The sequence below is a fragment of the Psychroflexus longus genome, assembly GCF_020164595.1.
GTDB lineage: Bacteria > Bacteroidota > Bacteroidia > Flavobacteriales > Flavobacteriaceae > Psychroflexus > Psychroflexus longus.
In genome coordinates this window covers 28,909-41,470 of record NZ_JAIQZE010000007.1, presented here as the reverse complement: position 1 = coordinate 41,470, position 12,562 = coordinate 28,909, and the positions used below count along the sequence as shown (strand labels likewise).

The following is a 12,562-nucleotide window of genomic DNA, read 5'->3' as shown; positions in this document are numbered from 1 at the left end:
GTTCTATGAATCCATCAGCATCAGGTTGGTTGTTAAAGTGCCTAAATAAGGTAAGTGAAAGTGATTTACTATCACTGGATGAGGAACAGTTTTACAATTTATTGAGATCTACAGGTTTTGTATATGGATCCAGCCAAAGTTCACTAATTCCACTTACCAAAAACCTTAATTACACCCAACAGGAATTCTCCAAAATCAATTTGCTTGTAGCACTAGTTTTCATTGACCATAAATTATGTGAGGATCAACCCGCGAATGAAATCATTCCGAGGTTGATTATGTTTTATGAGTCAATACATTCTAGAAAGGATTACTTCACTTCATTTTTTAAGTTCAAAACGAAAGACGAACGAAAATTAGAACAATTAATTCATAACCGGGTTCAGACCAACGAGGGTTTAATACAGAAGAACTTCAGTCATATTGTCACTAATGCCTTGTTGTTTACAGACGTTCTCGCTTACAAAAGAACACTTTCCGATTCTGTAAATCCAAGTGAATATGCTAAAACCCTTGAGGGACTAATCATGAAGACTGTTTATGAAGCTTTAAATCAAAAATCTTACAAGACCTCTTACGATTCGCTTATATTAAAACTTTTAAAAAGTTCGCTGCGCTATAATTTTCAAATTTCAGACGATCTGTTACTACCAGATACAATCAATTATTCTGAATATCTGGATCATTTAGGAAATATGTATGTTTTTGATCTTGCCTGTATGGCTGTCTATAGTGATGAAGAAATAGAAATAAACGAATTGAAATTCATGAACCTCTTAGGATCTGAATTGCAACTATCAAAATCAAACATCAACACCAGTATTGAGTTTTTATTTGATTTTGTAACTCTCAATAGAGAAAACATAGCCTATTTCCATTTTAGTAATCCGCTAAATCACTTTTATAAAAAGAATCAAAAGGCTGTAAAATTATTATTGACTCGCAATAAAAGTAGACTTTACAAAGAAATTATCCAAAGTAAAGAACTTGTTTATCTGATCTCGCAATCTACCCAGAGAGAATTAAACTCTGATGAAAAACTAAAGGTAAAGCATCAATTATACGATATCTTCAAAAGCATTCCGTCCCTAGCAATTTTCGTATTACCAGGCGGAAGTGTGCTTTTACCAATTATTATAAAATTCATTCCCCAACTACTTCCCTCAGCTTTCAATGAAAATTATGAAAAGGACGAGTAGTTTTTAGAAAAGGTATTGGGTCAAAACTATAATAAGTATTTTTACGAGTATAATCATTGTAGCTGTGTTTTAGAACGGATTATTTTTTATTGATAGATCCTCCAGATTTAGATTTATTTAATTCGAGACGGCCAGAGGGCTTCGCATAATAATCTATAGTTCCACCACTACTCGATCCAGCTTTTAGACTTTCAATAGGATACACAAAAATGGAAGATCCAGATGAGGCTTCAGTAAATACTTCTTTAGCCCTAAATTCCTGAGCTTTTACAGTAGACCCACTGGAAGTTTCAATTTTCAATTGACTTGTTTGTCCTTTCAATATAATTTCTGCTCCTGAAGAAGATTCAACTCTTGTTGAAATCACTTTAGCATCTATATAAACAGTCGATCCACTCGAACTTTCAATTGCCAAATTATCACTTGCTAAAGCTAAAGTAAGCTCTGCACCACTTGAAGTCTCCACATCCAAAGACTCTGCTTTTAGATTAAATTTGACCTCGCTCCCACTGGAAAGATTCAAAGACAGATTATTAAAACTTAAACGTTCCATGGAAGAAACTTCAGTTCCACTAGAAACCTTAATGGACTCAATGTCTTCAGTAAAATATAGAGTAATATGTTTTGCATCTGCCACAGAAATCTGCTTTGAAGCACCTATCTTGAGTTTACCATTTTGATTTTCATATTCGAAAACTTCAAGTAAATTTTCATTGGCTTCAACAACCATATAATTGGATGAAGCAGGCTGAAGAATCACTTGCCAACCTCTTTTAAGTTCCAAGCTTTCAAAGCTTTCAAGTACGAATTGTTCTGTAATTATTTCGCCTTCTCCTTTAATTTTCTGATTGTTGATTACACTTTCAATTGAAAATGAACAGCCAACCAAAAGAAGACATAAACTAAATACTGCGGAAATTGTAATGGTTTTCATGAAACTTAATTTTGAGTTGAAGTTGAATCAATTTGAATTATGCTGTCTAGAGGCTTCCAGGTATTGTCTTTATAACCTAGATAAGTGTTAAAATCTGACCTATTAAGGTTCCACACTTTATTATAAAATTTTACATCTTCATCTAAATAAATGGTATGCTCTTTTGGAATATATAGAGTCAATTCAACCTTTTCTTTTTTATTAAAGAATTCAGTGTTGGACTGGAAATATGTATTTAGCAATAAATTTGAATTTTCAAATTCATAGTCGTAATCAATCATTTTGGCTTTATCCCTGGCTTTATCCTGACTTGGCCCATAACTCCTTTTAGAAATTTTAACCTTGAGTTCATCATTATCGGAAGGTTTTAAATTTACGGACACATTGTAAATTTTTGAATCATTTGATTCATTATTAATGAATAGATCATTGTTCATTGAAATCCTCAGAGTGTCTAGTTTCTTTAATTCAATAGAATCCATCTCATCGACTATTGCTCCGTAGCTATTTTCTAACTGTCGTTTTACACCAAGTGTCGTAATAATTATAATTGAGAGTATCCAGAGACCTGTTAATGTGATATGACTTATTTTGCCTATGGACTTAAGATTTGAAATAAGTAGTTTAAGACTTAAAATAAGTAAATAAAAAAATGGAACAGCCGCTGCTGTAAAGAACAGAACTACCTGAATCCAATAAGGTACTCCTAATGGAAAGAAATCCATTTTAGTAAAATCAGCTAAATCAAATAATGAAATCGTTCCGAAACTGAAGAGAAAAATAACAAGACCAACTAAAAGAGCACCTGAAATAATTAGTAAAATTATTCCCAGAAATTTTGAAATAAAGACGCCAAGAGCTTTGAGCACTTCCCCTAGTCCGTCAAAAAACTTGGCGATCCCAGATTTAGTTTGTTGTTCATATTTCTCATAATCTATCCCACCTACTTTATCTGCAAATTTAGAATAGCTCTCTTTGACTTTACGCTCGATATTTGACAGATTCACAGGTTCGCCTTGCATGTCAAGTTTTTGAGCCGTTGTGCGAGCAGGTGGAATAATCGCCCAAAGGATCGCATAAATAATCACTGTAGCTCCAAATGAAGAAAGAGCAGAAATGATCCAGATAAATCTTATAAGCAGTAAGTTAAGCCCCAGATAATGATTCAATCCTGCCGAAACTCCACCGACGTAGTTTCTATCTATATCTCTATAAAGCTTTCTTGCAGATCTAGGTCTGGAAAAAGTAGATGAAGAATCTTCTTCATCGTCAATTTTGTAAGCCTCAGGTTCGCCCATGATAGATATCATTTTATCGACCTGGGATATCGTAATCACCTGATTTTGATGAGCCATAGACTCAGTAAAAAGCTCTGCTATCCTTGCCTCAATATCTTGAAGGATTTCATCCCTGCTTTCCTCATTGGCAAGGTAGCTTTCTATAGTCTTGAGGTATTTATCAAGTTTCATAAACGCATCTTCATCGATGTGAAAAAACACGTTTGCTAGGTTAATGTTGATCGTTTTGTTCATCGTTAGTTTATTTTTTTGAAGTAATTTTTGTCACAGCGTAACTTAATTCTGTCCACGTATCTGAAAGTTCATTTAGAAATTCTTTACCCTCTTCTGTAAGTCCGTAATATTTTCTTGGTGGCCCCCCTGTCGATTCTTCCCAGCGGTAAGTCAAAAGTTTAGCATTTTTCAAGCGTGTGAGCAATGGATAAATAGTTCCCTCAACTACAAGCAATTTTGCGGACTTTAAGGTCTCAAGGATTTCAGCAACATAGGCATCATCATGACTAAGCACAGATAAAATGCAGTATTCCAGAACTCCTTTACGCATTTGGGCTTTAGTATTTTCAATTTTCATAATCTCCTTTTGAAATAATATTATACAAGGATATGTCTTTTAAACACTACTTTGCAATACATAGTAATATGAATTATAATTTCATTAACATATTCAATGCTTGATATCAAATTGAAAAGCACTCTAAACTCAGCTATACAATGGTTTAATCGATTTATAGAACTGAGGAAAAGAAAGTTTAGAACTGTATTAATCTATAAAATGAAGTTTCAAATTAAATAAATGACTACATTGAGGAATGAAAAATTTACATCAATGAAGCTTACACCATCAAAAATCAACATGTTTTTATTTTCTAAATTACCTTCTGCATGGTTGTGCGGAGTGAGATTAAAAACTATAAATGAAAAGATTTGTATCACAACGGTTACTCACAAGTGGATTAATCAAAACCCCTTCAACAGTATGTATTTTGCAGTACAGTCAATGGCATCAGAACTTAGTACAGGTGCTATTGTAATGAAAGAAATAAACGATAGTGGCCAAAAAATATCAATGCTTGTAGCTGAGAACTCCTCAGCCTTTCATAAAAAAGCTAAAGGAAAAATAACCTTTACCTGTGAAGATGTGAATTTGGTAAAGGAGAATATCCAGCAATGTCTCAAAAGCCCTGAAGGTCAGAAATTCTGGATGACTTCCATAGCAAAAAATGAGTCTGGTGAAGTAGTTTCTGAATTTAAATTTCTGTGGACTGTTAGGAAAAAATAAATAAATGGCAACTATTAATATATTTAATGATGAAAATCATAACACATAAGCCTTATAATTAGTATATTCATGAAAATTTAAAAATGACGCACTTCTACTTAATTTTAAAAGTTTAAATTATGCCTAGAGCCATGTTTGAATACACTAAAGAAATTTTAAAAAAAGTAAGTTTTGATGCAAACTTATTTTGCAAAGAATTAAAAAAAGCGACGGAACGCTTACTTCCTTATGAACTAGATGAACTCAAAGATTTTATCTTGAGTCTGATGCAGAAGAATCCATCATTGAAACAATGTTTGGTTTACCTCGATTAAACTTTAAACAGAAATTAAAATTAAATCCATTATTTCCTCTGTGAAATAGTGGATTTTTCATTTATACGTACCTTTACCCAAAAAGAAAAATGTCAAAAATTATTGCCTTTACGGGATCAAATTCAAAAACATCCATCAATGATAAATTGCTGAAATATGCATTGAGTTTTTTAAAAAAAGAAGTCAATTATATAGATCTTAAACCTTTGAACATTCCAATATATTCTGAATTAATTGAAAATACTGAAGGTATTCCCGATGATATTAAGACATTGAAGTCAAAAATAGAAGATGCCAACGCTCTCATCGTAGCAGTGAATGAACATAATGGCACTATGTCAGCATTTTTTAAAAACATCACAGACTGGCTATCAAGAACAGATAGTGAATATTTGAAGGGCAAGTCTATCTTACTTCTGTCTTCCTCTCCTGGTGAAGGTGGTGCCCAGTCGAGTCTTGAATACACAACCAACAACTTTCATAAATTTGGAGGCCAAGTCGTACATCAATTTAGTCTGCCACTTTTCAGTGAAAACTTTGGGGAGAATGGATTGGCTCCAAAATATAAAGCTCACTTAGAATCCTTAATTAAAAATTTTGAAAACGATTTATAATTAAATTGAGAACTAAGAAATTATTTCAGAAATCATCAGTAGGTGAAAATTTTGGGGATAAACTTTTAGCCTGGGCAAACAAAAGTGATGAAGTTATATTTTTAAATTCCAATAAGAGTAAGGGATTATATCAGAACTATGAGGCTCTTATAGCTATCGACACTTTTACTGCTATCAAATCTGATGATCTCAACGCGTTTGAAAAGCTAAATGAATATCACACCAAAACTAAAGATTGGTTGTTTGGATATCTCAGCTACGATTTAAAAAATGATATTGAATCTATCACTTCCAAAAACGAAGATCATCTTTTATTCCCTGAACTATATTTTATCCAACCTAAAAAAATCTGGCTTCTGAAGGAAAATTCAATCGAAGCACATTACCTTAAAATAGTTGAAGATGAGATTGAAGAGGATTTTAATTCAATCTTGAAAACTGAAATTTCTTATCCCAAAGCTCAGTTACTAGATTTTTCTCCAAAATGGCAGAAGGAAGAATATGTTTCCAAGGCCAAAGACATATTAAATCACATTCAACGCGGAGATATTTATGAAGTCAATTTTTGCCAGGAATTCTTCAGAAAAGATACTAAAATAGATCCTTACGCGACATTTAGAAATTTAAATACTATATCGAAAGCGCCATTTTCATCATTTTTGAAATTGGAGAATTTTTATGCCCTATGTGCAAGTCCTGAGCGATTTCTAAAAAAAGAAGGTGACAAATTAATATCTCAACCCATAAAAGGAACCGCCAAACGCAGTAAGGATAAAATAGAAGATGAAAAGCTAAAGCTAGATTTAAAAAACGATCCAAAGGAAGTTTCAGAAAATATAATGATCGTGGATTTAGTGAGAAATGATTTGTCAAAGACAGCCACCAAAAGTTCAGTAAAGGTTGAGGAACTTTGCGAAATTTATTCTTTTGAGCAAGTCCACCAGATGATATCAACCATCACTTCCCAGGTAAAGAACGATTATTCTGTAGTGGAAATAATTGAGTCCTTATTTCCAATGGGTAGCATGACTGGAGCTCCAAAACTATCTGCAATGGAAATTTCAGAAACCTACGAATCAACTAAACGTGGACTCTATAGTGGTGCAATTGGTTACATTACTCCAGATAATAATTTTGATTTTAATGTTGTTATCCGTTCTTTACTTTACAATTCTGAAACCAAGTACGTTTCTTATATGGTTGGTAGTGCTCTTACTTCACTAGCAGATCCAGAACAGGAATATGAAGAGTGTTTGGTGAAAGGAAGAGCTTTACAATATGTTGTTAATGCTACAGAAGTTACAAAGGAATAAACCCATAAAGCATAATTTTGCTTCTTTTACACTATGCAGGACCATTTTCTAAAACATATCGAAGAAGAGTTTCCGGAATTGCTCCAGCAAAAATTCATAATAGCGATAAGTGGCGGAATTGATTCTGTAGTCTTAGCTCACTTATGTCACAACTTAAAACTAAACTTTTCTCTAGCACATTGTAATTTTAAATTGAGGGAAGAAGAAAGTGATAAGGACGCTCGATTTGTTGAAGACCTTGCTAATTCACTGGAATGTAAGTTTTTTATTAAAGAATTTGAGACTGAAAAAATAGCAAAGACAAATAAAAATTCGATACAAATTACCGCCCGAAACTTGCGCTACAACTGGTTTTATGAGTTGGTGAATACTACAAATCATCACTATGTGGTCACTGCTCATCATCTTAATGACAGTCTTGAGACTTTCATTATTAACTTAAGCCGGTCTACTGGAATCAAGGGACTCACAGGAATTCCAGGTAAAAATAATTTTATAAGAAGGCCACTGCTAAATTTTAGCAGAGATGAAATCGAAGGTTTTGCATTTAAAAATAAAATTGCGTGGAGAGAAGACCAAAGCAATAAATCAACCAAATACCTCAGAAACAAAATTCGGCATGAAGTAGTACCAACCTTAATGGAGTTAACGCCAGATTTTCTTAAAAATTTTGAATCCAGTTTGGAAAAACTACAAGATGCTCAAGTTCTTATCGAAGATTATACCCATTTACTTTTCAAGGAAATTGTCATAGAAAAGAAGGATCATTATGAAATCAATATTGAAAAACTAAATAGTTTCCCTAATCAAAAGGCTATCTTATATCAATTATTGGAGGGCTTTGGCTTTACAGAATGGGATGATGTTTATCATTTGAAAGATGCACAAACCGGTAAGAAGGTTTTTTCTTCAACTCACCAGTTGATCAAAGATCGGGATAATTTAATATTATCTGTTTTAGAATCAACTAGGTTTAAAACTCAATTCATCAAAAAGGATGAACATCTTGTGGATGCCGGAGACTTTAAACTTAAAATTATGGAAGCAAGTCAGCTAGGAGATTTTGGTTCTGAAATTGCTTATGTAGATAAGTCAAAACTTAAGTTTCCCTTAAGTCTAAGATCTATACAAAATGGTGATTATTTTTACCCTTTCGGAATGAAGGGCAAAAAGAAACTGAGTGATTTTCTTAAAGATGAAAAAATAAGTTCACATCTTAAATCCTCTCAACTTGTGCTTTGTAACAGAAATGAGGACATCATCTGGGTTCTAAATTTAAGAACAGATGATCGATACAAAGTAAATGAAACAACTGAGGACATCCTCAAAATTGAAATTGTAAATGATTAAATCTTATCTTATAATACTCTTTTCGCTAGTTATAACAACTCAAAGCTGGGCTCAATTTGGTTTTACAGAACAGGATAATTCTGTCAATCCATCAAGCTGGCAAGCTTCGGTTGAAAAAAAATCTGATAGTATTTTTACTGTTCTAATTAAAGCTCAGGTAGATAAAGGCTGGCACTTGCCCTCTCAAACAGAACTTAAAGAAGATGAAAATGGCCCGATTCCTACAGAATTTAATTTTAAATATGTTACAGAAGTTTTAGAGAAAATAGGCAGGACTAAAGAACCTGATGGCATCACCAAATTTGATGAAATATTCAAAACAGATCTCACCTATTTTGAAAATCAAGTCACCTTTGAACAAGACTTTAGAGTTAAAACAAAGCAAGGATCTCTAGATCTTGAAATTTTATTCATGATCTGTAATGATGAAATGTGCTTACCACAAGATCAAAAGCGATTTAACTTTGAAGTAGACAATTTTAATCTGGTTGTGGCTGAAACTAAAGCCATTGAAATACAAAGTAAGGATAAAACACTGACGGAAGCATTAAAACTCGATCTTAAGGGTGAAAGTGAGTTCCAAATAAATTCAAAAGAAGAGCAGGACAGCAACTTTACTATATTCCTTTTGGGCTTTGTTGGAGGACTTATTGCACTTTTAACCCCTTGTGTCTTTCCTATGATTCCTTTAACGGTTTCTTTTTTCACTAAAGGAGCAAGAACGAAAAAGCTTGGACTTATCAATGCCATCATGTATGGCGTTTTCATTTTCCTGATTTATTTATTGCTCAGTGTGCCTTTTCATTTACTGGACTCTGTAAATCCTGAAATTTTAAATAGTATCTCAACAAATCCAACTTTAAATATCATCTTTTTTGTCATTTTTATAGTATTCGCTTTTTCCTTTTTTGGGTATTATGAAATTACCCTACCAAATTCCTGGAGTAGCCGACTAGATCAAAAAGCAACAAGTGTAGGAGGGATTATAGGAATCTTTTTTATGGCTATCACCCTTGCTTTAGTTTCATTTTCTTGTACTGGTCCAATATTGGGATCACTGCTCGGTGGCTCGCTTACAGCAGATGGCGGGGCAACCATGTTAACTTTTGGCATGGGCGGATTCGGATTGGCTTTAGCTTTACCTTTTGCTCTGTTTGCATTATTTCCAAATTGGCTCAATTCTCTACCAAAAAGTGGTGGCTGGCTAAATACTGTAAAAGTGGTTTTAGGGTTTCTCGAACTTGGCTTGGCTTTCAAATTTTTATCGAATGCAGACTTAGTCGAACACTGGGGTATTTTAAAAAGGGAAATCTTTATAGGAATTTGGATCCTCATAGGATTGGCCATGTCGCTTTACCTTTTTGGCAAAATCAGATTTCCACACGATAGCCCACTTCAAAAATTGAGTAAAGGGCGAATTTTTGTGGGAGTAGTTACTCTGGCTTTTGTCGTGTATTTGATTCCTGGATTGACTAACAGTTCCAATGCAAACTTAAAATTTCTAAGTGGCTTTCCTCCTCCTCTATTTTATAGTATTTACAATAAGGAAACAGAAGGACCGCTTGGACTGAAAGCTTATAAAGATTTTGACAAAGGCTTAGTGGCTGCAAAATCTCAAAACAAGCCCATTTTGTTAGATTTTACGGGTTGGGCCTGTGTAAATTGCAGAAAAATGGAAGAGCAAGTCTGGAGTGTTCCAGAAGTTTTTGAAATTATCAAAAATGACTATATACTCATCTCACTCTACGTTGACGACAAAGCTAAACTAAACGAAGAAAATCGATTCAACTACGAAAGAACTAATGGTTCAGTAAAGAAAATTCGAACAGTTGGTGATAAATGGGCAACCTTCCAGACACTGAATTTTAGGAACAACTCACAGCCCTACTACGTATTACTTTCACCTGAACTTGAAATTCTAAATGAAACTATAGGCTATGAACCGTCTTCAAAATCCTATTTTGCTTGGCTCAAAGCAGGATTAGAAAACTTTGAAAACAAAAAAGGTAAAACTGAATAGTTTTACCTTTTTTGTTTAAATTCAATTTAATCTTATAAAGCCACTTCAAGTTGATTTCTTAGAATATCTTCAAAAGTTTCCCTCTGTCTGATTAGGTGAGCTTCTCCTTTATGCCAAAGCACTTCTGGAGGTCTAAATCTTGAGTTGTAGTTACTTGCCATGGAGTAACAATAAGCTCCGGCATTTTTGAAGGCCAAAATATCGCCTTCACTGATTTCTGAAATCATTTTATTATTAGCAAACGTATCCGTTTCGCAAATATAACCTACTACCGAATAAAAGCGCTTGTTGCGTTTTGGGTGGGAAATATTGATAATTTCATGATTGGATCCATAAAACATGGGGCGAATCAGGTGGTTAAAACCAGAATCAATTTGTGCGAAAACGGTTGATGTGGTTTGTTTCACAACATTCACTTTTGCTAAAAAGAAGCCTGCCTCACTTACAAGAAACTTTCCAGGCTCAAAAGCCAGGGTCAATTCTTTACCGTAAGATTTACAGAATTCATTGAAACGTTTTGTGAGTTTGGTTCCCAATTCTTCAACATTGGTTTCAATATCACCATCATAATATGGAACTTTAAAACCACTACCGAAATCTAAAAATTCAAGGTTTTCAAATTGAGCTGCAACATCAAATAGAATTTCTGCTGCGTGAAGGAAAACACCTATATCAAGAATATCACTACCTGTGTGCATGTGTATCCCGTTAATAGTCATACCTGTGTTTTCTACAATTCTAAGAACATGAGGCATTTGGTGAATGGAAATTCCAAATTTTGAGTCGATATGACCTACAGAAATATTGGTATTTCCACCAGCCATGACGTGTGGATTGATACGAATACAAACAGGTACATTGGGGTGTTTTGCTCCAAATTGCTCTAAAATCAAAAGGTTATCAATATTGATTTGGACTCCAAGATCCACAGCTTCTTCTAGTTCTTCCATAGAAACACCATTGGGTGTGAATATAATTTTGGCAGGATCAAAACCGGCTTTTATTCCTAGTTTAACTTCCTGAATAGATACTGTATCCAACGCACTACCCAACTGATTAAATAATCTAAGGACGCTTAAATTTGAAAGAGCCTTTACGGCATAATGAAGACGCAAATGTTTGACCTTTTTAAAAGCTCCAGTAAGACGTTTATATTGGTGAGTAATTTTCTCTGAATCATAAACATAAATAGGACTGCCAAATTCCTGAGTAACTTTTAAAAGATCTGCGTGTGTCATTGGTTTTTAAATTTAAAATATAACGGATATTGGATTAAAATTTTAATCCCGCGAAAGTAGTAAACATAAATGAATTAAGGATTACGCTATTATTTTTGATTTCAAATTGCACTTAGACAATTTATAGCGTTTTTGCTGTTTAAGTCTTGAAATGAAAGATTTCTTCAGCTTAGTTTTGTAAGAACTAAAAAGAAACCCGCAAAATTTAGCGGGAGATAATTGTTGCATGATAAATTGTATAATAATCATATAAAAATATTAAGCATTGTAGTATTTACTTCTCCAAATAGCAGTATTGAAATTTTTTCCTTTTGCAAATCCGTAGTAGAGCGCAATACCTCCAATCCACTTAAACATGAATATGAAGAGAAGAAAAAATTCAGTTCCTCTACTGTCTTCACTCATAAAAAAACCAGATGGTACCAAAGAAGTACAAATCAAAGCTGACAACAGAACAAAAAACATAAAGTTTTCAAATGTTTTGAATGGCCACATCATCAGTCTACGGAATGGACTTAAATCATTTCCCCATTTATGGATCAAATAATAATAATCATTACCTATAGGAACAAATAATAGTGGATCATCTGCATTTTCTAGCTTAAACAACTTTGATGGAGCCATGATTTTAAAACCTTTCAAGCTCGTATCATGCTCCTCTTCCAAAGTTTTTATTTTCGAAATAGCTTCGTAAGGCAGTTTACCTTTAAAATATTTAGAATCTAAAAATCTCAATCTATAATTGATGCAAATTTGTTCAATCTGATCAATGTGATAAATTTCACTTGATTCTAATTTATCAAAAATAAAATTATTATGACCAGCTGAATTTCCTGAAACTACTTTGTCTAAAATTTCATCATTTCTAACATCAACATCATTTAGAACTTGTTGAACTTGTTTCAAGATATCTTCGTTGGAAGTGGTCTTGAATTTTACCTTGTTCAACTGTGTTTTAAGGTTTGTTCTTGGAAACATCATATATCTTTTTCAACATTCGGTA

12 protein-coding genes are annotated in these 12,562 nt (G+C 33.4%); 7 read left to right on the top strand and 5 right to left on the bottom strand.

Translation table 11 applies throughout. The annotated features are described in order from the left end of the window. The first annotated feature begins 5 nt into the window (after positions 1-5). Positions 6-1,199, top strand: a complete 1,194-nt coding sequence (locus LB452_RS07825) for an LETM1-related biofilm-associated protein (protein ID WP_224461179.1) — start codon at positions 6-8, stop codon at positions 1,197-1,199. Between the two features lie 79 nt (positions 1,200-1,278). Here LB452_RS07825 and LB452_RS07820 read toward each other — a convergent pair whose 3' ends face one another. From LB452_RS07820 to LB452_RS07810, 3 genes are read right to left on the bottom strand one after another with little or no spacing between them, the layout of a single operon-like run. Then, complete coding sequence (locus LB452_RS07820; RefSeq protein WP_224461178.1) at positions 1,279-2,133, bottom strand: GIN domain-containing protein; 855 nt, start codon at positions 2,131-2,133, stop codon at positions 1,279-1,281. 5 nt (positions 2,134-2,138) lie between these two features. Continuing rightward, positions 2,139-3,665: a PspC domain-containing protein gene (locus LB452_RS07815; protein ID WP_224461177.1), complete on the bottom strand. Its 1,527-nt coding sequence runs from the start codon at positions 3,663-3,665 to the stop codon at positions 2,139-2,141. Positions 3,666-3,672: 7 nt separating this feature from the next. After that, positions 3,673-4,002, bottom strand: a complete 330-nt coding sequence (locus LB452_RS07810) for a PadR family transcriptional regulator (RefSeq protein ID WP_224461176.1) — start codon at positions 4,000-4,002, stop codon at positions 3,673-3,675. A 255-nt stretch (positions 4,003-4,257) separates the two neighbouring features. Here LB452_RS07810 and LB452_RS07805 point away from each other — a divergent pair, with 255 nt between their 5' ends. The 6 genes from LB452_RS07805 to LB452_RS07780 all read left to right on the top strand — a co-directional run bounded on the left by LB452_RS07805 (position 4,258) and on the right by LB452_RS07780 (position 10,321). Further along, positions 4,258-4,710 (top strand): DUF4442 domain-containing protein, encoded by a 453-nt coding sequence (locus LB452_RS07805; protein ID WP_224461175.1) that lies wholly within the window; start codon positions 4,258-4,260, stop codon positions 4,708-4,710. Between the two features lie 119 nt (positions 4,711-4,829). Then, entirely contained in the window at positions 4,830-5,024 is a 195-nt protein-coding gene (locus tag LB452_RS07800) for a hypothetical protein (RefSeq protein ID WP_224461174.1), read from the top strand. A gap of 89 nt (positions 5,025-5,113) precedes the next feature. Beyond that, a complete protein-coding gene (locus tag LB452_RS07795; protein ID WP_224461173.1) occupies positions 5,114-5,638 on the top strand; it encodes an NADPH-dependent FMN reductase in 525 nt (174 codons plus the stop codon). Positions 5,639-5,643: 5 nt separating this feature from the next. Further along, the gene (locus LB452_RS07790; protein WP_224461172.1) at positions 5,644-6,951 is read left to right on the top strand and encodes an anthranilate synthase component I family protein; all 1,308 of its coding nucleotides are present in this window, start codon (positions 5,644-5,646) and stop codon (positions 6,949-6,951) included. 33 nt (positions 6,952-6,984) lie between these two features. Next, complete coding sequence (tilS, locus tag LB452_RS07785; protein WP_224461171.1) at positions 6,985-8,301, top strand: tRNA lysidine(34) synthetase TilS; 1,317 nt, start codon at positions 6,985-6,987, stop codon at positions 8,299-8,301. After that, positions 8,294-10,321, top strand: a complete 2,028-nt coding sequence (locus LB452_RS07780; protein WP_224461170.1) for a protein-disulfide reductase DsbD family protein — start codon at positions 8,294-8,296, stop codon at positions 10,319-10,321. The genes tilS and LB452_RS07780 overlap by 8 nt, the downstream gene beginning before the upstream one ends. A 32-nt stretch (positions 10,322-10,353) precedes the next feature. On the opposite strand, the gene lysA is transcribed toward LB452_RS07780, so the two are convergent. Both lysA and LB452_RS07770 read right to left on the bottom strand, forming a co-directional pair. Beyond that, positions 10,354-11,559, bottom strand: coding sequence for a diaminopimelate decarboxylase (lysA, locus tag LB452_RS07775; protein WP_224461169.1), 1,206 nt, complete (start codon positions 11,557-11,559; stop codon positions 10,354-10,356). 258 nt (positions 11,560-11,817) lie between these two features. Next, entirely contained in the window at positions 11,818-12,540 is a 723-nt protein-coding gene (locus LB452_RS07770; RefSeq protein ID WP_224461168.1) for a hypothetical protein, read from the bottom strand. Between the last annotated feature and the right edge of the window lie 22 nt (positions 12,541-12,562).